This window comes from Streptomyces sp. HUAS TT11 (assembly GCF_051553595.1).
Lineage (GTDB): Bacteria > Actinomycetota > Actinomycetes > Streptomycetales > Streptomycetaceae > Streptomyces.
Map to the genome: position 1 here is coordinate 2,887,836 of NZ_CP196184.1, position 24,063 is coordinate 2,911,898.

The following is a 24,063-nucleotide window of genomic DNA, read 5'->3' on the forward strand; positions in this document are numbered from 1 at the left end:
CCCGACAATCGACGCCCCGTCGGGCCGCTCCCCCGTGAATCCGGCATCTTGTCGATCGGGGCGGAACGCCGCCCCGGGCGTGCCGCCCACCGCACAACGCGCGGCCCCGGGCGGGAGTTGTCCCGCCCGGGGCCGCGCGCTTGTGTGGGTCGCTCACACGTCCAGCGACGTCATCACGTGCTTGATCCGGGTGTAGTCGTCGAAGCCGTACGCCGAGAGGTCCTTGCCGTAGCCGGACTTCTTGAAGCCGCCGTGCGGCATCTCCGCGACCAGCGGGATGTGCGTGTTGATCCACACGCAGCCGAAGTCGAGGGCCTTGGACAGACGCATCGCACGCGCGTGGTCCTTCGTCCACACCGAGGAGGCGAGGGCGTACTCGACACCGTTCGCGTACTCGAGGGCCTGCTGCTCGTCCGTGAAGGACTGGACGGTGATGACCGGGCCGAAGACCTCGTTCTGGATGATCTCGTCGTCCTGGAGGAGGCCCGCGACGACGGTCGGCGCGTAGAAGTAGCCCTTGTCGCCGACCTGGTGACCGCCGGCCACCACCTTGGCGTGTGCGGGCAGGCGCTCGATGAAGCCCGCGACCTGCTTGAGCTGGTTCGGGTTGTTGAGCGGACCGTAGAGCACGTCCTCGTCGTCCGGCTGACCGGTCCTGGTCTCCGACGCGGCCTTGGCGAGCGCGGCCACGAACTCGTCGTGGATGGACTCCTGGACGAGGACGCGGGTGGCGGCCGTGCAGTCCTGGCCGGCGTTGAAGAAGCCCGCCACCGAGATGTCCTCGACGGCCTTGGCGATGTCGGTGTCCTCGAAGACGACGACCGGCGCCTTGCCGCCCAGTTCCAGGTGGACGCGCTTGAGGTCCTTCGACGCGGACTCGGCGACCGACATGCCCGCGCGGACGGAGCCGGTGATGGACGCCATCGCCGGGGTGGGGTGCTCGACCATCATCCGGCCGGTGTCACGGTCGCCGCAGATGACGTTGAAGACGCCCTTGGGCAGGACCGAGCCGATGATGTCGGCGATCAGGACCGTGGACGCCGGGGTGGTGTCGGACGGCTTGAGGACGACCGTGTTGCCCGCCGCGATCGCCGGGGCGAACTTCCACACCGCCATCATCATCGGGTAGTTCCACGGCGCGACCTGGGCGCAGACGCCGACCGGTTCGCGACGGACGAACGAGGTCAGTCCGTCCATGTACTCGCCGGCCGAGCGGCCCTCGAGCATCCGGGCCGCGCCCGCGAAGAAGCGGATCTGGTCGACCATCGGCGGGATCTCCTCCGAGCGGGTCAGCCCGATCGGCTTGCCCGTGTTCTCGACCTCGGCGGCGATCAAGTCCTCGGCACGCTCCTCGAACGCGTCGGCGATCTTCAGGAGGGCTTTCTGGCGCTCGGCGGGCGTGGTGTCCCGCCAGGCCGGGAATGCCGCGGCGGCTGCGGCCATCGCGGCGTCGACGTCGGCCTGCCCGGACAGCGGGGCGGTCGCGTACGCCTCACCGGTCGCGGGGTTGACCACCTCGGTGGTCCGACCGTCGGCGGCGTCACGGAATTCGCCGTCGATGTAATTGCGCAGACGACGCAGCTCGGTGCTCACTGCCGGCCCTCCAAGTTCGGTGTCCAATCGCTGAGACACCCACCCTAATCCGTGGCCCCACGTTTTCAACAGTCCCGATCCCGCCATCGCTGCGAAATCCGCAGGCTTCCCTCACATAGACAACGAATTTCATCGATCCAGCCTTGCGAAACTGTCGAGACGTCGTGCACAGTGAGGTCGTGGCCAGTCGAAGCGCAGACCAGAGGGACTCCCGCGAGTTCAGGAACGGCAACGCCCAGCCGGACGCCGTGTCCCTCGCGATCATCGAGCAGCTCCAGGAGGACGGCCGTCGGCCGTACGCAGCGATCGGCAAGGCGGTCGGCCTCTCCGAGGCGGCCGTGCGCCAGCGCGTCCAGAAGCTGCTCGACCAAGGCGTGATGCAGATCGTCGCCGTCACGGACCCGCTCACCGTGGGCTTCCGCCGGCAGGCGATGGTCGGGATCAACGTCGAGGGCGACGTGGAGTCCGTCGCGGACGTGCTGACCGCTATGTCGGAATGCGAGTACGTGGTGATGACCGCAGGCTCGTTCGACCTGATGGTGGAGGTCGTCTGCGAGGACGACGACCACCTGCTGGATGTCATCAACAAACGCATCCGGGCCCTGCCCGGAGTGCGCTCCACCGAGAGCTTCGTCTACCTCAAGCTCAAGAAGCAGACCTACATGTGGGGAACCCGATAGCCGTGAGCACAAAGGACCTCAGCAAGACCGCGTACGACCACCTGTGGATGCACTTCACCCGCATGTCCTCGTACGAGAACGCGCCCGTCCCCACCATCGTCCGGGGCGAGGGCACCTACATCTACGACGACAAGGGCAAGCGTTACCTCGACGGTCTCGCCGGTCTGTTCGTGGTCCAGGCGGGCCACGGCCGCACCGAGTTGGCGGAGACGGCGTTCAAGCAGGCTCAGGAACTGGCGTTCTTCCCCGTGTGGTCGTACGCCCACCCGAAGGCCGTGGAGCTGGCGGAACGTCTCGCCGACCAGGCGCCCGGGGACCTGAACAAGGTCTTCTTCACCACCGGCGGCGGCGAGGCGGTCGAGACCGCCTGGAAGCTTGCCAAGCAGTACTTCAAGCTGGTCGGCAAGCCCACCAAGTACAAGGTCATCTCGCGAGCGGTCGCCTACCACGGCACCCCGCAGGGCGCCCTGTCCATCACCGGCCTGCCGGGCCTGAAGGCCCCCTTCGAGCCGCTGGTCCCCGGCGCGCACAAGGTGCCGAACACCAACATCTACCGCGCCCCGATATTCGGTGACGACCCCGAGGCCTTCGGCCGCTGGGCTGCCGACCAGATCGAGCAGCAGATCCTCTTCGAGGGCCCGGACACGGTCGCCGCGGTCTTCCTGGAGCCCGTGCAGAACGCCGGTGGCTGCTTCCCGCCGCCGCCCGGATACTTCCAGCGCGTCCGCGAGATCTGCGACCAGTACGACGTGCTGCTCGTGTCGGACGAGGTCATCTGCGCCTTCGGCCGCCTGGGCACGACGTTCGCCTGCGACAAGTTCGGCTACGTCCCGGACATGATCACCTGCGCCAAGGGCATGACCTCGGGCTACTCCCCGATCGGCGCGTGCATCGTCTCCGACCGCCTGGCCGAGCCGTTCTACAAGGGCGACAACACCTTCCTGCACGGCTACACCTTCGGCGGCCACCCGGTCTCCGCGGCCGTGGGCCTGGCCAACCTCGACCTGTTCGAGCGCGAGAAGCTCAACCAGCACGTGCTCGACAACGAAGCCGCCTTCCTGACGACCCTGCAGAAGCTGCACGACCTGCCGATCGTCGGAGACGTCCGCGGCAACGGCTTCTTCTACGGCATCGAACTCGTCAAGGACAAGGCGACCAAGGAGTCCTTCAACGAGGAGGAGACCGAGCGCGTCCTGTACGGCTTCCTGTCCAAGGCCCTGTTCGAGAACGGTCTGTACTGCCGGGCCGACGACCGCGGCGACCCGGTCGTGCAGCTCGCCCCGCCGCTGATCTCCGACCAGCGGACGTTCGACGAGATCGAGCAGATCCTGCGCGCGACGCTGACGGAGGCCTGGACCAAGCTCTGAGCCACCCGAGGCGCAGATCATCCTTCTGGATGATCAAAAACCGGCCCCGTGCCGCCCGTTGGAGTGAGAAACGGCGGTACGGGGCCGTCGCTGTCCACGGCTTCCGGCGCAGTCTGCCTAGCGTGCCATGTGACCGATCGCTTCTGCCTTCGTTCCCCCGAACGGGTCCCCCGGACGGGGATCGGCACGGGACTACGGATCTGAACCGAGGTGTACGCGATGGTGACCCCGCCGGACAACGACGTGCTCTGGGCACGCGCCCTGCACTTCCAGCACAACGGCTCACCCGCGCTCTGCGGTGTCTCGCTGGGTGTACGCGAGGGTGAGATCTTCGCCGTCACCGGGCCTCGCGGCAGCGGCAAGACGACCCTCCTGCAGTGTCTGGCCGGGTTACTGCCCGTCCAGCGCGGCGAGGTCTGGTTCAACAGCACACCGGTGCACACCATGGGCGCGATCACCCGAGAGCGGCTGCGCCGGGACCGGTTCGGCTGGATCGATCCTGCACCTCTGCTCCTGCCCGAACTGAACGCCTGGGAGAACGCCGCCCTGCCGCTGATGCTGCGCGGCACGAGCCGGCGCCGGGCCAAGACCAGCGCCCTCGAGTGGCTGGAACGCCTCGACGTGGGCGACCACGCCCGCAAGCGCCCGCACGAGCTCCCCCAGGCCGACCGGCAGCGGATCGCCGTCGCCCGGGCGCTCGCCGCGTGCCCGACCGTCCTCTTCGCGGACGAGCCGGCCGCCTCGCTGCACCGCGCCGACGCCGGCCAGGTGCTGCGCACACTCACCTCGGCGGCCCGCTCGCACGGCATCACCGTCGTACTGGCGACGCAACCGGCGGACGCCGCTGCCGTCGCCGACCGCACGATGTCCCTGCTGGACGGACGGCGCGTCAGGACCGTCCATCTGCCACCCGTCCCCGAGGAAGGCCGAGCGCCGTGCTCGCTCTCCGTCTAGCGCGTGGGGCCCACCCCCTGGTCCAGTTCCGTCGGCTCCTGGTCGCGGCGGCCTCGGCGGGCACGGGCTTCCTGCTGCTGTGCACGCTGGGATACGCGCTGGCGCATCCGGAGGCGTCGGCCGGTTCGGTGGTGCGGCTGGCCTGGTGCGCCGTGCCGACGGCCGCCACGGTGTACCTCGCGATCACCGTCGCCCGTACGGACCCGGGGACCCGCCCCCGGTCGGGTCTCGCGACGATCGGTCTCGGCCCGGCGCGGCTGATGGCCCTCTCGGCGGTGACCACGGCCCTGTCGACCGTGCTCGGCTCGCTGCTCGCGCTGCTGGCCTTCCTGCACCTGCGCGGTGATCTGCCCGTGCTGCAGCCGGACCGTACGGCCGCCGGGTTCCTCGCCGCGGACCAGTCCCTGCCGCTGCCCGCCGTGCTGACCCTCCTCGTTCTGGTGCCGCTCGCCGCGTCCCTGGGCAGCGCCCTGGCCCTGCGCCCGAGGGACGGACGGGCGCGTCGGCCCGGGCAGACCGGTGCCGACGCCCGGACCGCCGCCGAGTCCGGGGACATGCCGGACGACCGGACCCCGGACTCCGCCGACGAGGTGTCCGTGCCGGAACTGCCGCTCGCTCCCCGGCCCGCCCCGGGTGGCCTCCCCTGGGGTGTGGCCACGCTCGCCGCGGGCCTCGCCGTGGAGACGCATGCGAGCGGGGGCGGTCAGGAACAGGGTCTGCATCTGCCCGGCGGTCTCGCGGGCGGACCCGCCGGGGTGCTGGCGGGCTGGGCGCTGACCGCGCTGGGGCTGGCGCTGGCCGGGCCCGCGCTCGCCCATCTGTGCGGTTCGCTGCTGCAGTCGGCGAGTCCGGGGCCCGTGCGCCTGCTCGCCGGCCGCGGTCTGCAGCAGGAGGCGCGGCGGATCGGCCGTCCGCTCGGCGTGGTCTGCGCGGTGGCGTCGGCGGCCTACGCGGCGGCGGCGCTCCACGGCGGTGCGGGGCCGTCCCTGGGACCGCTCACCGTGCTCGGCGCCGTGCTCGTGGCGGGCTGCACGCTCGCGACGCTGGCGACGGCGGCGGTCGAGGCACGGCAGGCCCGCGCCGACACGATCGCCGCGCTCGTACGGCTGGGCGCGCCGGCCACCGTGCTGCGCACCGCGGCACTGCTGCGCGCGGGGGCGCTGGTGGTGGTGTTCGTGCCGGTGACATGGGTGGTCGCGGAGCTGGCGGCGATGCCGCTGGCCCGTTGAAAAAGCCGGGCGCGGGTCCACCGGGGAGCCGGTGCGCAATCAGCCGGGCCGGCGGCGATGAGTTTCACGCCGGTTCGCGGTCCATCACCGCGTAGGACCCGCACACCACTGGGAGAGAGCGCTCATGTACCAGCAAATGATCTTCGTGAACCTGCCCGTCGCCGACGTCGAGGCGTCGAAGAAGTTCTTCACTGAGCTGGGCTACACGATCAATCCGCAGTTCACGACGGACGACTGCGCCTGCGTCGTCATCAGCGACACCGTCATCGCGATGCTGCTGAGCAAGCAGCGCTACGCCGACTTCACGCAGAAGGAGATCGCGGACGCCACGAAGACCAGCGAGGTGCTGCTCTGTCTGAGCGCCGAAAGCCGGGCGAAGGTCGACGAGCTGGTCGACCGGGCGCTCGCGGCGGGCGGCTCCGGCACCCGTGAGGCGGTCGACCACGGCTCTATGTACGGCCGCGCGTTCGACGACCTGGACGGCCACACCTGGGAGGTCATGTGGATGGACCCGGCGGCCGTGCAGGGCTGAGCGGGCGTCGCCGAACGGGGCGCGACTGCGCGGGGCTTGAGGGCGTGTCGGCGGGGTTCAAACGCCGGATTGGTTAACGAGAGTGTAAAGGCGACGGTCATGCCGGACATCGGCGTTGACAGCACTTACCCGCCCCTTATAGACCTGTGAGTCTCTTGGGATTGCTGTTGTTGCAGCAACAGCCCCTCGAACCCCCCGCAGTTGCGCATCCCGCGAAGGGCAATCGTGTCCATATCCTCCCGCACCGCTCGAACGGTGCGCATCCTCGGCGTCGCTTCCGCCACCGCCGCGCTCGCTCTCGGCGCCGCCGGCAACGCGCTCGCCTGCAACATCCGTGACTTCTCGGCCGTCGCGTCCTGCGACGACAACGGGAAGGGCCTCATCACCGTCAAGGACATCGACTCCTCGGGCAAGACCGCGACCATCACGGTCTACCTGGAGTCGAACGGCGCGGACGCCAAGCAGATCGGTGAGAAGACCGTCAACGGCTCCAAGGAGGGCGCGACCATCACGTTCTCCGAGGACTGGGCGGCCGACTCCCAGTACCGCGTGCACGTGAAGGTCAACGGCCTCGTCGACGAGGACATCAAGCCGATCCTGACCACGCCGGGCAAGGCGTGCCAGACGGCCGAGACGACGCCGCCGGCGTCCGACACCCCGACCCCGTCGGCGCCCGCCTCTCCGTCCGATTCCGCCGCCCCTTCGGCGTCGGCGTCGGACAGCGCGGCTCCGGTTCCGGCCGGGGACAACTCTCCCTCGCCCGCGGCCGGTACCTCGAACCTGGCTGAGACCGGTGCCAGCTCCAGCACGCCCATGATCGCCGGTATCGCCGGTGGTCTGGTCGTCATCGGCGGTGGCGCGGTGTTCTTCGGCATGCGCCGTCGCAGCGCGTCGAAGGTCGGCTGACGCCTCCACGAGGCATGTACGCACAAAGGCCCGTCCCCTGCCGGGGGCGGGCCTTTGTACGTGCCCGGACGTGCGGTCCCCCGCTAGTCGCCGCAAGGCCCCCCGAGGACGACGACTTCGGCCGCGTCGAAGACGACACCGACCTCGTCCCCGGGCTCCGGTGCGATGCGCAGCGGGCATGCCGCCTCCAACTCCGGGGCCCGCTCGGGCCGGAGGCGCACCGCGACATGGGTTCCGCGGAAGGTGCGCGCGGCCACGGTGCAGCGCAGTCCGTCGGGGGCGTCGACGAGCCGTACCCCGGCGGGCCGGACGAGCAGCGTGCCCGGCCCCTGCGGTGAGCCCTCCGGGACGGGCAGCTTGCCCCACGGCGTGTCCGCGGCCCGGCCGGTGACGGTCGCCGCCACCACGTTGTCGAACCCGAGGAAGCGCGCGACGAACTCGTCCGCGGGCCGCTGCCACACCTCGAGCGGACTGCCGGACTGGGCGATCCGCCCGTCGCGCATCACGACGACCCGGTCGGCGAGTGCGAACGCCTCGCCCTGGTCATGGGTGACGGCGAGCACCGTCGTGCCCAAGCGCCCGAAGAGCTCCCGCAGTTCCACCACGAGGCGTTCGCGCAGCGACCGGTCGAGCTGTCCCAGCGGTTCGTCCAGCATCAGCAGCCGGGGCCGGGGCGCGAGGGCCCGGGCGAGCGCGACCCGCTGCTGCTCCCCTCCGGAGAGCGAGGCGACGGCCCTGCGCGCGGCCCCGGGCAGCCCGACGAGGTCGAGCAACTCCGCCACCCTGGCCTCCTGCTCGCCGCGCGGGGCGCCGTGCATACGAAGTCCGAAGGCGACGTTCCCGCCCACGTCCCGCTGGGGGAAGAGCTGATGGTCCTGGAACATCAGGCCGACTCCACGCCGGTGCACCGGCGTTCCGTCCAGATCACGGCCCTCGAGGAACACCCGCCCGGTGTCCAGGGGTTGCAGCCCGGCCACGGTCCGCAGCAGTGTCGACTTGCCGCCGCCGCTCGGTCCGAGAACGCAGACGATCTCGCGCTCGGCGACCTCGAGGCCGACCCGGTCGAGTGCGGCGCGCCCCGCGAATCGCACGGTCGCCTCCTCAAGCCTGAGCATCGTCAGAACTCCCCCGTCCGATCCGTCCGCAGCCTCTCCAGGACCAGCAGCGCCACCGCGCACACCACCATCAGAATCGTCGAAAGGGCCATGGCCTGGCCGTAGTTGAGATCACCGGGCCGTCCCAGCAGCCGGGCCACGGCGACGGGGAGCGTCGGGTTGTCGGGCCGCGCGATGAACACCGTCGCCCCGAACTCGCCCAAGGACACGGCGAACGCGAACCCGGCCGCGACCAGCAGCGCCCGCCGCACGATCGGCAGGTCGATCTCCCGCCACACCCGCCACGGCGACGCCCCGAGCACGGCGGCGGCCTCCCGCAGCCGATCGTCCACCGCCCGCAGGACGGGCAGCATCGTGCGTACGACGAAGGGGGCGCCCACCAGCGCCTGTGCGAGCGGCACCAGGATCCAGGAACCGCGCAGATCCAGCGGCGGCTTGTCGAGCGTGATCAGGAAACCGAAGCCCACGGTCACGGCGGACACGCCCAGCGGCAGCATGAGCAGCGCGTCGAACGCCCGCACGAGACGGCCCGCGTCCCGACGGGCCAGGGCCGCGGCGGCGAGCGAGCCGATCAGCACGGCGATCGCCGTGGCCACGGCGGCGTATCGGAGCGAGTTGCCGACGGCGTCGATCGGCGGGACCAGGAAGGTGCCGCCGTCGTCGCGTGCCAGCGCCCTGTAGTACGCGAACCGGGGCGCGTCGAGGGACCGTTGCACCAGGACGGCGAGCGGCAGCACGAGCAGGACGGCCACCGTGGCGAGAACCGCGCCGAGCAGCGTCCACTGCGCCGCCCCGCGCGGCCTGCGCGCCGTGAGGGAGGCGTCGACCAGCCGCAGCGCGCTCTCCCGGCGGCGCACGGTCCGGGCGTGCAGGACGAGGATCGCTCCCACCGCCGCGAACTGGAGCAGCGTGAGCACCGCGGCCGTGGACAGGTCGAAGATCTCCGAGGTCTGCCGGTAGATCTCCACCTCCAGCGTGGAGAAGGTGGGGCCGCCGAGGATCTGCACCACGCCGAACGAGGTGAAGGTGAACAGGAACACCATCAGGGCGGCGGCCGCCACGGCCGGGCCCAGCGCGGGCAGCGTCACCCTCCGCAAGGCCGCGAGCCGGGAGGCGCCGAGCATTCGGGCCGCCTCCTCCTGGCGCGGATCGAGCTGCGCCCACAGACCGCCCACCGTGCGTACGACGACCGCGTAGTTGAAGAAGACATGGGCCAGCAGGATGGCCCATACGGTCGTGTCGAGCCGTAGACCCCACAGGTCGTCGAGGAGCCCGCCGCGCCCGACGAGCGCCAGGAAGGCGGTGCCGACGACGACGGTCGGCAGCACGAACGGAACCGTGACGACGGCCCGCAGCACGTCCTTGCCGGGGAAGTCCAGGCGCGCGAAGACATAGGCGCCGGGGAGCGCGACCAGCAGTGTGAGGGCGGTGGAGGCGAGCGCCTGCCAGGTCGTGAACCACAGCACATGCCGGATGTCGGGCTGGGCGAGCACATCGGCGAGACGCCCGAACCGCCAGGCCCCTTCGACATGCAGGCCGCGCGCGACGATCGCGGCGACGGGGTAGGCGAAGAAGACCGCGAAGAACGCGACGGGCAGGGCCATGAGCCCGAGCCGCGCCGCGCTCCCGCGGGCTCCCGGGGCCGTCTCGGCGGCCTCGCTCACTTCAGTACGAGCGACGTCCACGACTTGACCCACTGGTCACGGTTGGCGGCGATCCGGTCCGGGGCCATGGTCTCGGGGTCCTGGGCCGCAGGACCGTACTCGGTGAACTCGGCCGGCACCTTCGCGCCCTGGACCACCGGGTACACGAACATGTTGAGCGGCATGTCCTCCTGGAACGTCCTGCCGATCAGAAAGTCGACGAACGCCTTGGCGCCCTTGGTGTTGCGGGCGTTGCTCAGCACGCCCGCGAACTCGATCTGGCGGAAGCAGGTGCCGGTCGCGACGCCGGTCGGCGCGGTCTTGGGCCGCGGCTGGGCGTAGACGACCTCGGCGGGCGGCGAGGACGCGTACGACACGACGAGCGGCCGGTCGCCGCCCGCCTTCCTGCCACCTGCCGAACCGGAGAACTCCTGGTCGTACGCCTGCTCCCAGCCGTCGACCACCTTGACGCCGTTGGCCTCGAGCTTCTTCCAGTAGTCCGGCCAGCCGGTGGCGCCGTACTCGGCGGCGGTGCCCAGCAGGAAGCCGAGGCCGGGCGAGGACGTGGAGGCGTTCTCGGTGACGAGGAGGTTCTTGTACGCGGGCTTCGTCAGGTCGTCGAAGGAGGCCGGCGGGGCCAGCTTGTGGTCGGCGAAGTACTTCTTGTCGTAGTTGACACAGATGTCGCCGTAGTCGATCGGGGTCACCCGGTGCTTGTCCTTGTCGAGCCGGAACCCGGCTCCCACCTGGTCGAGCCCCTTGGCCTCGTACGGCTGGAACAGCCCGTTGTCGAGCGCCCGCGACAGCAGGGTGTTGTCGACGCCGAAGAAGACGTCGCCCTGCGGATTGTCCTTGGTGAGGATCGCCTTGTTGACGGCCTGCCCGGCGTCGCCGTCCTTGAGGACCTTGACCTTGTATCCGGACTCCCGTTCGAAGGCCGCAATGACGCTCTTGGAGGCGGCCCACGAGTCGTGGCTGACGAGGGTCACGGTCCTGGAGTCGCCGCCGCTCCCGCTGTCGGAGCCGGACGACCCGCACGCGGACAGCGTGACCATGCCCAGCCCGACGACCGCGGCCGCGAACCGCTTACCGGTGATGCTCACTGAATTTTCCTCCTGGGGGTGTCCAGGAAGAGACGCGGCCCTGCCCGGGACCTTTCGGATCCGGGCAGGGCGCAACAGCTCGAGTGAAGACCGAACTTCCTACCCAGAATGACCTGGGCGAGGTTCAGAGGGTCTGCGGGCTCTCCCGCACTCTCAGCGCTGTGGCGCTCCCCTGTCGGAATATGAAGATGTACTGACCGGGGCCAGACTACCGCCCTAACGCTCGCCGGCCGCCAGCTGCCCGCAGGCTCCGTCGATCTCCTGGCCGCGGGTGTCCCGGACGGTCACGGGCACTCCGTGCGCGGCGATCGCCTCGACGAAGGCCTTCTCGTCCTCCGGACGTGACGCGGTCCACTTGGAGCCGGGTGTCGGGTTCAGCGGGATCAGGTTCACATGGACGGGCTTGCCCTTGAGCAGCCGGCCGAGGCGGTCGCCCCGCCATGCCTGGTCGTTGATGTCCCGGATCAGGGCGTACTCGATGGACAGCCGGCGACCGGACTTCTCGACGTAGTCGAAGCCGGCGTCGAGGACCTCGCGCACCTTCCACCGGGTGTTGACGGGCACGAGGGTGTCGCGCAGTTCGTCGTCCGGCGCGTGCAGGGAGATGGCGAGCCGGCACTTGAAGCCCTCGTCGGCGAAGCGGTGGATCGCCGGCACCAGTCCGACGGTCGACACGGTGATACCGCGCTGCGAGAGCCCGAGCCCGTCCGGGGCGGGGTCGGTGAGCGCGCGGATGGCGCCGACGACGCGCTTGTAGTTGGCGAGGGGCTCGCCCATGCCCATGAAGACGATGTTGGACAGCCTCGTCGGCCCGCCGGGGATCTCCCCGTCGCGCAGCGCCCGCATGCCGTCCACGATCTGGTGCACGATCTCCGCGGTGGACAGGTTGCGGTCCAGCCCTGCCTGGCCCGTCGCGCAGAACGGGCAGTTCATGCCGCAGCCCGCCTGGGAGCTGATGCACATGGTGACGCGGTCGGGATAGCGCATGAGCACGGACTCGACGAGGGTCCCGTCGAACAGCCGCCACAGCGTCTTGCGGGTCGTGTCGTCGTCGGTCGACAGATGCCGTACGACGGTCATCAGCTCGGGAAGCAGCGCCTCCTGCAACCCTGACCGGGAGGAGGCGGGGATGTCCGTCCAGTGGTCGGGGTCGTGCGTGTACCGGCCGAAGTAGTGCTGCGAGAGCTGTTTGGCGCGGAACGGCTTCTCACCGATCGCGGCGACCGCCTCCTTGCGCTCGGCGGGCGTGAGGTCGGCAAGGTGCCGCGGCGGCGTCTTGGCTCCGCGCGGCGCGGCGAAAGTGAGTTCTCCGGGCTTCGGCATAACCCTTCCAGTGTCGCAGATCAACTCCACCGGCCCAGGCCGGAGCGGGGTGGGGGCGATCACCCACGGGTGCCGTCTGTCAGCTTTGGTCGACCTCGCACGACCCAGGCACGGCCCAGGAGACTGCTCGCTCGTCGAGGACGTGATCGAGATCGCGCGACCTTCTGATCCGTAGCTCTCTGTGGATCGGTCAACAGCGGCCATAGCGGTCGCTCCGAGAGCTCTGGGAGACGTTGCTGGGTGCAGGCGGTTGCTGGGGTTGCCGTACTCCTTTGCTGTACCGGGCTCGGCAGCTACCCCGCTCGGTGGTTCACCCGCGTCCGTGTACGGCCGTCGCCTTGGAACTCGACTCGCCCTGGTACCCATGCAGACGGGGCAGTACGTGGGTGAATGAGACCAGAAGTGAGATCGTGCCCGATGCCGGCCGACGAAGGCGGCACGCCAGTGGCTCAGCGATCTGGGCGTGTGGAGCGCTGCCGCCGGGCGCCTGGAGCCCTGTCGCCGGCAGCTCAGTGGGCGGCGCGGGCGCGAGCCGCGGTGAATACAGGGTTCAGGACTCCAGCGCGCAGACGGCTGACGAGGGGAACAGCGACGCGTCCGAGGATGCGGCCGACGAGGTAGGCGACAGGCAGCGCGAGCACGGCCGCACCGAGCACGTCATGGGGGTAGTGGTCACCGAGGTAGACGCGGGTGAAGCCTTCGAAGAGGGCGAAGACGGCAGCGACGGCGGACAGACGGCGGTCGACCAGCCATAGGGCGGCGACGGTGGCGAAGGCGGTGGTGCTGTGGCCGCTGGGGAAGGCATAGTCGGTGCGAGCCGGGCAGGCGTCGACGAAGTAGTCGTGGGGCATCGAGTAGCAGGGCCGCACCTCCGCCACCATTTTCTTCGCGGCTTCGGCGACGACGAAGGCGGCTACGACGGCAACGGGTGCGGCCAGGGCAAGGGTCATGGCGTGGGTGTCGCGACGGCGGGCGTTCCACCAGCCCACCACCATGAGGACCGCGAAGACTCCCAGGCCTGCGTTGGTCCACAGGTCGAGCGGCGCATTGAGCCACTTCGTGTGGCGGGCGAGGCCGGTGACGGTGGTGAACAGCGAACCGTCGACGCCGGAGCCGTCGAATGCGAGGGGCATCATCGGGTGGAATCTCCCAATTGCTCAGGTCCAATAGGCCGGGCCCGTGCAACACCCCGCTCGCGAAGATCTACGTGCGTGTAGAAGCTCGGATGTTGATGGCGCGCCCTCCGGTGGCCGCCGCCGGGCGTGCTGTGCGCGGGTTCGAACAGGCTTGGCGATGAACTTCTACGTGATGTAGAACGTCTACGTGACTGTAGACGACAGCTGGGGAGGTAGCCAACTGATGAACAGAGGACGGCCTCCAGGCGACCGCCGAGCGGTCGGCGCACTGGAGTCGGAGATGCTCACCCTGCTTCAGTCCACGCAGCAAGCGCTGACCCCCGGTGAGGTCCTTCAGCGCATCGGCGACAGCCTGTCGTACAGCACGGTGGTTACAGTGCTGTCCCGCATGTTCGCCAGGGGACTGCTGATCCGCAGCAAGCAGGGCCGGGCATCTGGGCGGGGAGCAACCGGACAGACGACATCCGGGCCGGGCATCGGATCGGCCGCGGCCTTGGCCGGATGGCATCAGCTCATCGGGGCATGCAGGGTTCACCCATCACCGTGACGAGGTCGCGACGCCGGCCGCACCAGTGACCGCACCACGACACGCGATCCCATAGCCACCACCTCACCGGACGCAACCGAGGTGCCCGCGGTGCGCGGGTGACAGTTCCAGCGAGCGGAGCTACTGGCCGCACAGAACGACTCCTCGACCAAGGGCACGGGAGGGGCACGCCTCCATCAGCAGGTGTGGCGCCAAGGGCGCACACAGGGTGATGATCTCCTTGATCGGCTGCACGACCTCCGTCTGGCACATCGCGGTCAGGCGTCGGCTATGCGCAGTTCACGTCCTGCCGCGCCGTCCGACGCGAAGAGCAGGAGACGTTCCCCTTCCTCCGCGAGTTCGGCGCGCCGACGCTTGCTCACCGGGTGGAAGAGCTGGACGTCGAGAGTCGTCGCCCCGCGCGCACCGTCGATCCGCCACGCTCCGGCGACGAACCCGTCGACCAGAATCGTCCCGGGAATCACGGCATTCTTCGTCGCGATGGCCTTGCGGTGCTCGTCGCTGATGATCCGGGTGCGGTCCGCGTGGGAGAGGATCGCGTTGTCGTACGGGGCAAGGTAGCGCACCGGCGCGAGCGTGTCGGGGTCCGGACGCGGTGCGCCGGGCAGATCCCACAGCTCTCGGCCGTCCTCATCACGGAAGGAGACCAACTGCGGGCGCAGGCGCTCGGTCACTGCGCGCAGCCGGGTGAGCCCCGACCACGCCTGGATGTCCTTGACGGTGGCAGGGCCGAACGCCGCCAGATAGCGCAGGACCAAGGCGTCGACGTCGGGCTCCGGGTCCAGCGGGGCGCCGAGCCAGTCCTCCGCCGTGGCGTACGTCGTCTGTCCGCTCTGCCCCCAGACTCCGCGGGGCGGGATCTGGATGACCGGCAGCAGACTGCGTACGACGTTACCGAGCGCGGAGGCGGGGTGGTCGGGCCAGGTCCTCTGCAAGGAGGCGCTCAGGTCGCCGACGGTCAGAGGAGACTGTTCCAGGAGCTCCCGGCCGGCCGCCGCGACCTCGGCCGGATCCAGCCCGTTCAGGTCCTTGCCGAAGGTGGTGATCAGGCTTCGTTCCATGAACGGCTGCAGACAGGGTCGAAGCCTGCGGCAGTCGGCGGAGGTGACCAGATGGACGGTGCCCCGCATCAGTGCGATGCGCACGGCCCGCCGTTCGGTGAGCAGGCCGGCCAGTTCCGCGGGGCGGAATTCCTCCAGCCGGGTCCACAGGCCGTAGTACGGCGGAATGGGTGCCTGTGCCTGTAGACCCACGAGGTGCTCGAGCGCCTTCTCCGCCGGCATCGTTCGTCGTGTCAGCAGCAACTGGCGTGCCAGGAAGGCACGGTTGAGAGCCCGCCGCTCGAGTACGTCGGCGGGCTGGGACGAAGTGGTGGCCATCTGACCTCTCAGTATCGGCGATCACGGATTCGCGAATTCCCCGGCGTGTGCGGCAGGGAGCACAGTGCGTCGAAGAGGAGCCCGAGAGCTGCGGCTTTGATGCGCGACCGTCGGCCGTGCTCGACAAGATCGAGCAGGACAGGGGTGGCCGCGTAGGCGGCCGGGAACACCATGCCGGCATGGCTGCAGACGAAGCCGCCACCGGCGAGGAGGGATGCCGCGTCACCTGTCTCGTTGGCAGTGGTGGAAACCGCCAGCCGCCGCAACGCGTCGGCTACGCGCTCCGGATCATCGGACGGGTGGGCCGTCGGGTTCGGTATCGCGGACCAGTTCACGGCATCGACGGCGTCGAGGGACACACTCGCATTCTGCCGGATTGCGGTACGGCCGGGGGATGCGCAGCCGAGATGGCCGGCTCCCCCATACCCTGGATCGCGCCCCTCCCCGAGCCTGGGAAGCTCGGGTCTTCCGGCGGCGGAACTCCTTCTGAGCTGTGGTGGATCTGGACCCGGTCCCGCAGGGTTGCCGACTCGCTCTCCGCTGTTTCCCGTGGTTCTCTTCGAGATCTGGCACGCGTCTGGCACGTCCGCGCAGTGGCTCGCCCGCTGCCGGCCATGAGCGCGACTTCTCCTCGTCTCTACGATGCAGGCCATGGGGATTACTGATTCCGCACCGCTCATACGCGCTTGTTGGCTCTCGTGGCTCGCGGTTGAGTCCACCGATCAGGCGGAAGTGGTGAAGGTCCTCGGCTTGACGGATGTACGGGAGACCACCTGGGTCGATGGTGTGGAACTCATCGACGAGGTGGCGCACGACGAGGAGGAGCCGTTCTCCACCGTCGTCGTTACTCCACCCCTGCAGGGGTGGACTCTGGCCGTCGGACCGTACTTCGGCCTGCCCTCTCCACAGCAGACGGAGCACATCACCGACCTGTGTCGAGAGCTGAGCGCCCACTTCGGCAAAGCCCAACTCTTCTTCCACAGTGAGCAGAACGACGGGGAAGCGTGGCTGATCGCCGAAGGTGGGCGGATCCTCCGGCGTTGGATCAGCGAGTACCCGGCGCTTGCCCTGGGCGAACCGTTCGGCGTCGAGCGGCGGCTCCTCGACGCCTATGGCATCACGGGCAGGCCCGAGGATCTCGACCCCACCGGTGACCTGGCCGGCGACTGGGCAGCGACCTGGGGGGGGATTGCTGGGCTACGACGGTTGCAGACGAATGCGGCATCAACCCCACCACAGCCACCACGGTTACGGGCAGGCTGCTGGTCGCAGCCGCTCCGTCCTTCGACCAGCCACATCGTCCATCTCGAGGAGGTTGCCGCTGACACCGCTTCGGGAGTTCGGGTCCGAGCCCGCTCCGGGTGTTGCCGTCGACCGGGCGGAGACGGTGATGTACACCCCGAGGAGGGCGCGGTGGTCCTCGACCGGGGTGCACCGGCGGGTGCGGGGGTCGCGCCGTCCCGGTCGCTTGCTGCGCCGACCGGGACGGCGGTACACGTCAGCGCTGCGCCGTTCGGTGGCGTACGGCCCGCAGAGCCGCCTGGCCGAACAGGGCGGCGAGTGCCAGGACGAGCACGCTGGAGGCGATCTGGTAGCCCCAGTAGTCGCCCGGATCGAGGGAGTTGATCAGGTAGGAGTCCTCCGGCAGAGCATCGTAGAACTGCAGGCCGAGCAGGCCGCCGGGGTGCAGGCCGTGGACCTTGGAGAACAGCGGGAAGTCGAGCAGCAGCACCGCCCGGGAGCGGACCAGCACCGCGGCCGCCAGCCAGGCGAGCGCGGGCCCCGCGACCAGGGCGAGCCAGGTGCGGCGCAGCAGGGTGCCGGCCAGGGCGCCGGCCGCGACGCCGAGCACGACGTAGGCGACGGTGACGGGACCGATGGTGTAGTACGCGTTCTGCCGGTCGGCGCCGTAGGTGAGCAGGTCGAGACGGAGGGCGTGCACGGCGCTGATCCGGTACGCCACCACCGCGGGCACGGTCATCGCCGCGCTGACCACCGCCAACGTCGACCAGCGGGCGGTGAACCAGCGTCGGGGGGCGATCGACTGGGTCAGGGCGAGGACCACACGCCGGCTCTCCCACTCGCGGGCGGTGAGCACACCGGTCAGCAGCGCTGCGAGCAACGCGGGCTGGAAGGCGACGCTGGTGCCGTCGTTCAGCAGTTTCGCCGTCTTGTTGTGGGCGTCGTCGACGTAGCGCCCGAAGTGGTAGGCGCGGCTGCCGACGTGGTCGCGCAGCGCCACGGCGTCCGCCCAGCCGTCGTAGTGGTAGATGAGCACGGCCGCGGCGCGCCCGGTCACCAGCAGCAGGATCAGCAGGGGGATCCAGTACTGCCGCACGGCGATCCGCACCAGCGGCAGACGGCCCCCGGGCCGGGGCGACTTCGACACGGACGTTCCGGAGGCGATGGAGGCGGTGGCGCTCATGCGGCGGTTTCCTTGGTGTGCAGGCGGGACGGCGGGGTCGGGGAGAGGACCAGTCCGGGGGCCTCGGGCGCGGCGAGGTGGGCCAGGACCAGTTCCTCCAGGGAGGGCTGCCTGACCTCCCAGTCGTCTCCCGGAACTCCGGCGGGGCGGATCAGCGCGCTGGTGCCGCGGCCGGCCTGGCGGGCTTCGACGACCGTGTGCCCGGCCAGCCGGTCGGCGCCGCCGGGCAGGGTGACCACGGCGTGGGCGGCGACCAGTTCCTCGATGCCGCCGCACAGCCGGGTGGCGCCCCCGTCGAGCAGCAGCAGGTGATCGCAGGCGTCGGACAGCTCGGAGATGATGTGCGAGGACATCACCACCGTGGTGCCGGTGTCGGCGACATGGGCCATGAGCAGACCCATCAGCTCCTGACGGGCCAGCACGTCCAGATCCGCCATCGGCTCGTCGAGCAGCAGCAGGTCGGCGCGCTTGCCCAGAGCGAGGGCCAGCGCGATGCGGGTACGCTCGCCGCCGGACAGTTCGCCGATCCGGTCGTCCTTGTGGAACCGTTCCGGATCCGCGACCCGCGTCGCCAGCTCCGCGTCCCAGTTGCCGACGTTCAGGCGCGCGCCCAGCCGCAGCGTCTCGGCGACGGTGAACCGGTGGAACAGCGGGCGGTGCTGGGCGAGATAGGCGACACGGGGGTGCCCGGCCCACACCGGGCCGCCGAACACCTCCAGGGATCCGCGGCCGGTGCGCTGCACGCCGGCCGCCAGCTCCAGCAAGGTGGACTTGCCCGCGCCGTTGGGGCCGACGAGGGCACAGACCACCCCGGCGGGTATGTGGAAGGTGCAGCTGTCGAGTACGTCCGGACCCCTGCGCCGGTATCTCTTGCTGACGCCGTCGGCGACGAGCGCCGCGTCAGGACGGGGGGGATACGACATCGGGTTCCTTCGATGGATAGAGGTCTTCGAGCACGTCGGTGAAGAGGGCGGCGAGGTCGTCGCGTTCCAGCCCCGCTGCACGGGCCCGGGTGGCAACGTCGGCGAGTTCGGCACGCCAGGGTGAGTCGGCGGAGGATACGCCGAGCGTGCCGGTCACGAACGTCCCGTGCCTGCGCCGGGTCTCGACCAGGCCCTGGGATTCCAGCTCGCGATACGCCTTGAGCACGGTGTTGGGATTGAGCGCGGTTGCCTCGACGACCGCACGCGCCGTGGGCAGCCGGTCACCCGGCTGAAGCAGACCCAGCCGCAGGGCCTGTTGCACCTGCTGGACGATCTGCACGTAGCTGGGAACCCCGCTCCGCCGGTCGATCCGAAAGGAGAACGCCACCGACGCACCCCCATTCCACCAATGAACTAGTGGAATAGTGCATTGGAGTGAGTCCCCACGTCAAGCCCCGCCCGCGCCCCCCTCCCCGGAAGCCTGTCCATGACACTCCGAGTCGATCATCGGGAGCCGCCTGGGAGAAGGCCCGTCGGGGCAATGAGGTCCGTCCACGATTCAGACGGAGCCCTCGGACTCACGGTGCGCCCCCGAGGATCACCCCCGTCCGCCGACGACCAGCCGGTGCGGTCCTGCCGTGACGAGTTCGCCGATCACCGGGGCTCCCGGCACCTCGCCGGCGACCAGAAGGCCGCCGGAGGTCTGGGCGTCCGCGAGCAGGAGCCGGGTCAGCTCGTCGGTGCGGCCGAAGTCCGTGTGCGGGGCGACCCATGCGAGGTTGCGGCGGGTGCCGCCGCTGATGTGCCCGGCCCGGGCGGCGTCCCAGGCGCCGTCGAGGAAGGGCACCGCGGCAGGGTCGACGACGGCGGTCACCCCCGAGGCGCGCGCCAGTTTGTACAGGTGGCCCAGCAGGCCGAATCCGGTGACGTCGGTGGCGCAGACCGCGCCCGCGGCCAGCGCGGCCCGCGAGGCGTCGAGGTTGAGCGCCGCCATCGTCTCCACCGCCTGCGGGAAGACCTCGCCGGTCGTCTTGTGCCGGTTGTTGAGCACCCCCAGTCCCAGCGGCTTGGTCAGCGACAACGGCGTTCCCGGCCGCCCGGCGTCGTTGCGCAGCAGTCGCGCGGGGTCGGCGGTGCCGGTCACGGCCATGCCGTACTTGGGTTCCGGGTCGTCGACGCTGTGACCGCCCGCCACAGCGCACCCGGCCGCCGTGGCGACGTCCAGCCCGCCCCGCAGCACCTCGCGCGCCAGGTCGAACGGCAGCAGGTCGCGCGGCCAGCACAGCAGGTTGACCGCCACGAGCGGTGTGCCGCCCATCGCGTAGACGTCGGAGAGGGCGTTGGCTGCGGCAATGCGGCCCCAGTCGTACGGATCGTCCACCACCGGGGTGAAGAAGTCCGCAGTGGTGACGACGGCGGGCGCACCCGGGCCGCCCGGCATCCGGACGACGGCCGCGTCGTCGCCGGTGTCGAGGCCCACGAGCAGATCGCCCGCCCGTCCGACGCCCCCTCCGGCGGGCGTCAGCCCGGCCACGATCTCCTCCAGCTCCCCCGGAGGGATCTTGCAGGCGCAGCCGCCACCGTGCGCGTACTGCGTGAGGCGCACGGTCTCCTGCCGGACGCCGGTCTCGCTACCCGTCATGGCCGTCCTGGTCCTTTCACCTGGGAGGTCGCGCCGTGTGGCGCGTTGACACGCCCTGGGGGCGCGGGTTCGATGGGCGTGGCCGGGGCGAGCCCGCGACGACGGCCTGCGGGGAGACGTAAAGGTGCCTGGTGGCCCTCCCGGTCTTCAAAACCGAGGTGTCCGAGCAACTCGGGCAGGCGGGTTCGATTCCCGTCCGTCTCCGCCGTCCCGTCCGCGTCACCCGTCGCCCGAGCCGCCCATCGCGCGGCAACGGCGCAGCGCGCCGTCCACGCGGACGGTGCGACCGTGCTCGTCCAGGTACTCCAGCAGCGGGATCACGACCCGGCGCGTGGTGTCCAGCGCGCGGCGCGCCTGACTCGCGGTGAACGGCTGCGCCAGCCGCGCCAGCACGGCCGCGGCCCGTGTGTCCGCCCCCGGCAGCAGCACGATGCCCTCACCGATCCGCAGCAGTTCGCCCGCCGCCTCGGCGGCCGCCAGCAGCTTGGGCGTCAGACCGAGTTCGCGCAGCCGTTCGGCCTCCGGTGCCCGGAACGGCGCACGGGCGAGATCGGCGCGGACCGCCTCGACGGCGGCCTCGGCCCGGGCAGGCAGCGCGGGACGGGCACGGCTGCCGTAGAGGCGGCCGTCGCTGTGGCGCAGCCCCGGCGACCGCTCCAGCAGCGCCTCGACGAGCGCGCGTTCGGGCAGGCCGAGCGCCTGCCGTGCCGCCTCCAGCGGCATGCCGGGCTCGAGCGGGTTGCGGGCGGCGTGGTCCTCGACGACGCGAGCGAGCCGCTCGCGCAGCTCCTGCCAGTGCGCGGGGTCCACCAGCCATTCCCCGGCAACGGGATCGGCCGCCGGCGGCACCCCCATGGCGAGGAGCTCGGAGCGGCGGACCAGACCGCGGCGGCGCAGCTCCCCCGCCTCGTCGGCGGCCCCCTGCGCCGCCCGCAGCTCCCGGTCGCGGGCGGCCGCCGCGCCGCGCCGTGTCAGGCGCGGTGGACGGACGTCGAGCACGGTGATCCCCGCCGGAACGCGGTGCCGTCCGGGGTCGCGCAGCAGCGCGGCGTCGCCGACCCGCAGCGGCAGCGGCACGGCCGCCCGCAGCCGCGCGGTGTCCTCACCGAGCGGACGGACCGTCACCGGCACCGCGGCGGAACCCACGTGCAGGGTCAGTTCACGCGGCAGCTCGCGGGCCGGGTCGCCCCGCAGCCGTACGTCCAGGGTGTCGGTCGTCAGCCAGCGGTCCGAAGTGAGCAGTGCGTCCCCGCGGTGCAGGCCCCCGGCGCCGGGCCCGGTCACATTGACCGCCACCCGGGCGACCGCGCCGGCCTCCTCCCGCGGCTCCTTCAGGGACTCCAGGCCGCGCACCCGCAGCACCGCGCCGTCGCGGGCGAGTCGGAGCCGGTCGCCGACGCGCACGGTGCCCGCGCCGAGGGTGCCGGTGACGACGGTGCCGCGGCCCCGCACCGTGAACGCGCGATCCACCCAGAGGCGGACGTCCGCGTCGCGGTCGGGCTCGGGCAGCTCGCCGGCCAGCCGGCCCAGGGCCGTACGAAGTGCGTCGAGGCCCGCGCCGGTCACCGCGCTGACGGCCACGGCGGGCACCTTGCCGAGGGAGGACTCGGCGATCCGGGCCAGTGCCTGATCACGGGCCGCCTCCGGATCGGCGAGGTCGCTGCGGGACACGGCGAGCACGCCGTGCCGCACCCCGAGGGCGTCCAGGACGGCCAGGTGCTCCTCGGACTGCGGCTGCCAGCCCCGGTCGGCGGCGACGACGAAGAGGACGGCGGGGGCCGGGCCCACGCCCGCCAGCATGTTGCCCACCAGGCGCTCGTGGCCCGGTACGTCCACGAAGGCGAGGTCGCCCGCACCGGGCAGCCGCGTCCACACGAAGCCGAGGTCGAGCGTCATGCCCCGGCGCCGCTCCTCCTCCCAGCGGTCGGGCTCCATGCCGGTCAGTGCGCGCAGCAACGCCGACTTGCCGTGATCGACGTGGCCCGCGGTGGCGACGACGTGCACCGTCAGGCCCCCCTTCCCGGCACGACCGGCGCCTCCTGCGGGACCGCCGCCCGGCGCACCGCCACGGCGAGGGCCGCGTCGGCATCCTCCGGCACCGCCCGCAGGTCCAGCAGGCAGCGGCCCTCCTCGACGCGGGCCATGACGGCGGGGTCCGCGCCCCGCAGCGGGGCCGCGTACCCGGCGGGCAGCGACACTGCCGCGCTCGGCAGCGTCACCCCGGGTGCGCCGCCCCCGCCGACCACCGCGTCGGTGCCGACGGCACGGCTGTCGATGCCGTCCGCGCGCAACGCGGCGGCGAGGCGTTCGGCGCGCTGCCACAGCCCTGCGGGATCGGCGTGCAGCGCGGTCCGCGTCGGCGTGTCGGGGCCGCGCACGCTCGCCTCGAGGGCCGCGAGCGTCAGCTTGTCCACGCGCAGCGCGCGGGCCAGCGGGTGCCGGGCCAGCCTGCGCACCGACTCGGCGTCGCCCAGCACGAGTCCGCACTGCGGTCCGCCGAGCAGCTTGTCTCCGCTGGCGGTGACCAGGGACGCCCCGGCGCGCAGCCGGCTCGCCGCGTCGGGCTCCCCCGGCAGTACCGGATCCGGGGCGAGCAGTCCCGAGCCGATGTCCACCACCACGGGCACACCGAGCGCGGCCAGTTCGGCCACCGACGCCTCCCGGGTGAAGCCGGTGACGCGGAAGTTGGAGGGGTGCACCTTCAGGACGAAGCCGGTGTCGGGGCCGACGGCCGCGGCGTAGTCGGCGGGTGTGGTGCGGTTGGTCGTGCCGACCTCCCGCAACCGGGCGCCGGTGCAGACCAGCAGGTCCGGCAGGCGGAAGCCGTCCCCGATCTCCACCATCTCACCGCGGCTGACGATGATCTCGCGCCCCCGGGCGAGGGCGGTGGCGGCCAGTACCAGGGCGGCCGCGCCGTTGTTGACCACGTGAGCGGCCTCGGCGGCCGGCACGGCGCGCAGCAGGGCGTCCAGTGCGGAGCGGCCCCGTCGGGAGCGGGCGCCGGTGGCGAGATCGAGTTCGACGTCGGTGGTGCCCGAGGCGGCCAGCACCGCCTCCCGCGCCGCGGCGGAGAGGGCGGCCCGGCCCAGATTGGTGTGCAGCAGGACCCCGGTGGCGTTGATCACCGGACGCAGCGCGCACGCGGTCGCGGGCAGGGCGGCGACCGCGTGGTCGGCGACCTCGCCGACGGGCACCTCACCCGCCCGCGCCCGCGCCTGCACCCCGGTGACCACGTCCTTGACCAGCCCTCTCCCCAGTCGCTCCGCCGCCGCGGCGAGCCGGGGATCGGCCAGCAGCACATCGGTGCGCGGCAGCCGCCGCCGTTCGTCCACGTCCGGGACCGTGTGCGCGGCGGGGACCCGTCCGGCGGAGGCGTGGTCGCGGTCCATCTCGTGCACCCTCGCTCTGACCCTGCTGAAACCCCGTCAGATTACGGCCGCGGTGACCGGCGGGGTGTGCGCCACACCGGGTGACGGCCGTCCGGCGCGCGGGCGACGACGCGCGGTCCGTTCGGGACCTGGCGGGCGACGGGCCTTGACCGTGCCTCGTCCCGGCCCTCCCCGCGT

The 24,063-nt window shown here is 71.3% G+C and carries 21 protein-coding genes and 1 tRNA gene; 8 read left to right on the top strand and 14 right to left on the bottom strand.

Going from position 1 to position 24,063, the window contains the following annotated elements; translation table 11 throughout:
* Positions 1-153: 153 nt before the first annotated feature.
* On the bottom strand, positions 154-1,593 hold the full coding sequence (locus ACSHXN_RS12880; RefSeq protein ID WP_355798608.1) for a gamma-aminobutyraldehyde dehydrogenase: 1,440 nt from the start codon (positions 1,591-1,593) through the stop codon (positions 154-156).
* Positions 1,594-1,757: 164 nt separating this feature from the next.
* On the opposite strand from ACSHXN_RS12880, the gene ACSHXN_RS12885 reads away from it, so the two are divergent.
* The 6 genes from ACSHXN_RS12885 (at position 1,758) to ACSHXN_RS12910 (ending at position 7,261) form a co-directional block, all read left to right on the top strand.
* Entirely contained in the window at positions 1,758-2,273 is a 516-nt protein-coding gene (locus tag ACSHXN_RS12885) for an Lrp/AsnC family transcriptional regulator (protein ID WP_331264961.1), read from the top strand.
* 2 nt (positions 2,274-2,275) lie between these two features.
* On the top strand, positions 2,276-3,640 hold the full coding sequence (locus tag ACSHXN_RS12890; RefSeq protein WP_059129046.1) for an aspartate aminotransferase family protein: 1,365 nt from the start codon (positions 2,276-2,278) through the stop codon (positions 3,638-3,640).
* A gap of 219 nt (positions 3,641-3,859) precedes the next feature.
* On the top strand, positions 3,860-4,594 hold the full coding sequence (locus ACSHXN_RS12895) for an ABC transporter ATP-binding protein (RefSeq protein ID WP_355131874.1): 735 nt from the start codon (positions 3,860-3,862) through the stop codon (positions 4,592-4,594).
* On the top strand, positions 4,576-5,823 hold the full coding sequence (locus ACSHXN_RS12900) for a hypothetical protein (protein WP_355131873.1): 1,248 nt from the start codon (positions 4,576-4,578) through the stop codon (positions 5,821-5,823). Before ACSHXN_RS12895 ends, ACSHXN_RS12900 begins: the two co-directional genes overlap by 19 nt.
* Positions 5,824-5,947: 124 nt before the next feature.
* Positions 5,948-6,355 carry a VOC family protein gene (locus ACSHXN_RS12905; protein ID WP_355798611.1) on the top strand — a complete coding sequence of 136 codons (408 nt, stop codon included), beginning with the start codon at positions 5,948-5,950 and terminating at the stop codon, positions 6,353-6,355.
* A 225-nt stretch (positions 6,356-6,580) separates the two neighbouring features.
* The gene (locus ACSHXN_RS12910) at positions 6,581-7,261 is read left to right on the top strand and encodes an LAETG motif-containing sortase-dependent surface protein (RefSeq protein WP_356113580.1); all 681 of its coding nucleotides are present in this window, start codon (positions 6,581-6,583) and stop codon (positions 7,259-7,261) included.
* Positions 7,262-7,344: 83 nt separating this feature from the next.
* Here ACSHXN_RS12910 and ACSHXN_RS12915 read toward each other — a convergent pair whose 3' ends face one another.
* The 5 genes from ACSHXN_RS12915 to ACSHXN_RS12935 all read right to left on the bottom strand — a co-directional run bounded on the left by ACSHXN_RS12915 (position 7,345) and on the right by ACSHXN_RS12935 (position 13,581).
* Positions 7,345-8,376 (bottom strand): ABC transporter ATP-binding protein, encoded by a 1,032-nt coding sequence (locus tag ACSHXN_RS12915; RefSeq protein ID WP_356294955.1) that lies wholly within the window; start codon positions 8,374-8,376, stop codon positions 7,345-7,347.
* Between the two features lie 2 nt (positions 8,377-8,378).
* The gene (locus ACSHXN_RS12920; RefSeq protein WP_356294953.1) at positions 8,379-10,061 is read right to left on the bottom strand and encodes an ABC transporter permease; all 1,683 of its coding nucleotides are present in this window, start codon (positions 10,059-10,061) and stop codon (positions 8,379-8,381) included.
* The gene (locus tag ACSHXN_RS12925; protein WP_438306455.1) at positions 10,037-11,074 is read right to left on the bottom strand and encodes a thiamine ABC transporter substrate-binding protein; all 1,038 of its coding nucleotides are present in this window, start codon (positions 11,072-11,074) and stop codon (positions 10,037-10,039) included. The genes ACSHXN_RS12920 and ACSHXN_RS12925 overlap by 25 nt, the downstream gene beginning before the upstream one ends.
* A gap of 264 nt (positions 11,075-11,338) precedes the next feature.
* On the bottom strand, positions 11,339-12,445 hold the full coding sequence (gene rlmN, locus ACSHXN_RS12930) for a 23S rRNA (adenine(2503)-C(2))-methyltransferase RlmN (RefSeq protein ID WP_355131868.1): 1,107 nt from the start codon (positions 12,443-12,445) through the stop codon (positions 11,339-11,341).
* 509 nt (positions 12,446-12,954) lie between these two features.
* Complete coding sequence (locus ACSHXN_RS12935; protein WP_355131867.1) at positions 12,955-13,581, bottom strand: phosphatase PAP2 family protein; 627 nt, start codon at positions 13,579-13,581, stop codon at positions 12,955-12,957.
* Between the two features lie 223 nt (positions 13,582-13,804).
* On the opposite strand from ACSHXN_RS12935, the gene ACSHXN_RS12940 reads away from it, so the two are divergent.
* Positions 13,805-14,128, top strand: coding sequence for a BlaI/MecI/CopY family transcriptional regulator (locus ACSHXN_RS12940; protein ID WP_359454288.1), 324 nt, complete (start codon positions 13,805-13,807; stop codon positions 14,126-14,128).
* A 257-nt stretch (positions 14,129-14,385) separates the two neighbouring features.
* Here the strand turns inward: ACSHXN_RS12940 and ACSHXN_RS12945 are convergent, their stop codons facing one another.
* From ACSHXN_RS12945 to selD, 6 genes are all read right to left on the bottom strand, one after another.
* Positions 14,386-15,507 carry a winged helix DNA-binding domain-containing protein gene (locus ACSHXN_RS12945; protein ID WP_355131865.1) on the bottom strand — a complete coding sequence of 374 codons (1,122 nt, stop codon included), beginning with the start codon at positions 15,505-15,507 and terminating at the stop codon, positions 14,386-14,388.
* Between the two features lie 8 nt (positions 15,508-15,515).
* The gene (locus tag ACSHXN_RS12950) at positions 15,516-15,866 is read right to left on the bottom strand and encodes a hypothetical protein (protein ID WP_438303139.1); all 351 of its coding nucleotides are present in this window, start codon (positions 15,864-15,866) and stop codon (positions 15,516-15,518) included.
* Positions 15,867-17,005: 1,139 nt separating this feature from the next.
* Positions 17,006-17,932 carry a hypothetical protein gene (locus ACSHXN_RS12955; protein ID WP_355131862.1) on the bottom strand — a complete coding sequence of 309 codons (927 nt, stop codon included), beginning with the start codon at positions 17,930-17,932 and terminating at the stop codon, positions 17,006-17,008.
* The gene (locus ACSHXN_RS12960; protein WP_356113592.1) at positions 17,929-18,855 is read right to left on the bottom strand and encodes an ABC transporter ATP-binding protein; all 927 of its coding nucleotides are present in this window, start codon (positions 18,853-18,855) and stop codon (positions 17,929-17,931) included. The genes ACSHXN_RS12955 and ACSHXN_RS12960 overlap by 4 nt, the downstream gene beginning before the upstream one ends.
* Positions 18,833-19,243, bottom strand: a complete 411-nt coding sequence (locus ACSHXN_RS12965) for a GntR family transcriptional regulator (protein ID WP_355131860.1) — start codon at positions 19,241-19,243, stop codon at positions 18,833-18,835. The genes ACSHXN_RS12960 and ACSHXN_RS12965 overlap by 23 nt, the downstream gene beginning before the upstream one ends.
* A 210-nt stretch (positions 19,244-19,453) precedes the next feature.
* Complete coding sequence (gene selD, locus ACSHXN_RS12970) at positions 19,454-20,497, bottom strand: selenide, water dikinase SelD (RefSeq protein WP_438303141.1); 1,044 nt, start codon at positions 20,495-20,497, stop codon at positions 19,454-19,456.
* 112 nt (positions 20,498-20,609) lie between these two features.
* Here selD and ACSHXN_RS12975 point away from each other — a divergent pair.
* Positions 20,610-20,702, top strand: a tRNA-Sec gene (locus tag ACSHXN_RS12975).
* Positions 20,703-20,716: 14 nt separating this feature from the next.
* Here the strand turns inward: ACSHXN_RS12975 and selB are convergent.
* Positions 20,717-22,501 carry a selenocysteine-specific translation elongation factor gene (gene selB, locus ACSHXN_RS12980; RefSeq protein WP_438303143.1) on the bottom strand — a complete coding sequence of 595 codons (1,785 nt, stop codon included), beginning with the start codon at positions 22,499-22,501 and terminating at the stop codon, positions 20,717-20,719.
* A 2-nt stretch (positions 22,502-22,503) separates the two neighbouring features.
* Positions 22,504-23,886, bottom strand: a complete 1,383-nt coding sequence (gene selA / locus ACSHXN_RS12985; RefSeq protein WP_356113596.1) for an L-seryl-tRNA(Sec) selenium transferase — start codon at positions 23,884-23,886, stop codon at positions 22,504-22,506.
* Between the last annotated feature and the right edge of the window lie 177 nt (positions 23,887-24,063).

Coding starts and splice junctions, on each gene's coding strand:
- ACSHXN_RS12895 (WP_355131874.1), top strand. CDS start 3,860: ATGGTGACCCCGCCGGACAACGACGTGCTCTGGGCACGCGCCCTGCAC.
- ACSHXN_RS12905 (WP_355798611.1), top strand. CDS start 5,948: ATGTACCAGCAAATGATCTTCGTGAACCTGCCCGTCGCCGACGTCGAG.
- ACSHXN_RS12915 (WP_356294955.1), bottom strand. CDS start 8,376: ATGCTCAGGCTTGAGGAGGCGACCGTGCGATTCGCGGGGCGCGCCGCA.
- ACSHXN_RS12925 (WP_438306455.1), bottom strand. CDS start 11,074: ATGGTCACGCTGTCCGCGTGCGGGTCGTCCGGCTCCGACAGCGGGAGC.
- rlmN (WP_355131868.1), bottom strand. CDS start 12,445: ATGCCGAAGCCCGGAGAACTCACTTTCGCCGCGCCGCGCGGAGCCAAG.
- ACSHXN_RS12935 (WP_355131867.1), bottom strand. CDS start 13,581: ATGATGCCCCTCGCATTCGACGGCTCCGGCGTCGACGGTTCGCTGTTC.
- ACSHXN_RS12940 (WP_359454288.1), top strand. CDS start 13,805: ATGAACAGAGGACGGCCTCCAGGCGACCGCCGAGCGGTCGGCGCACTG.
- ACSHXN_RS12945 (WP_355131865.1), bottom strand. CDS start 15,507: ATGGCCACCACTTCGTCCCAGCCCGCCGACGTACTCGAGCGGCGGGCT.
- ACSHXN_RS12955 (WP_355131862.1), bottom strand. CDS start 17,932: ATGAGCGCCACCGCCTCCATCGCCTCCGGAACGTCCGTGTCGAAGTCG.
- ACSHXN_RS12960 (WP_356113592.1), bottom strand. CDS start 18,855: ATGTCGTATCCCCCCCGTCCTGACGCGGCGCTCGTCGCCGACGGCGTC.
- selD (WP_438303141.1), bottom strand. CDS start 20,497: ATGACGGGTAGCGAGACCGGCGTCCGGCAGGAGACCGTGCGCCTCACG.
- selA (WP_356113596.1), bottom strand. CDS start 23,886: ATGGACCGCGACCACGCCTCCGCCGGACGGGTCCCCGCCGCGCACACG.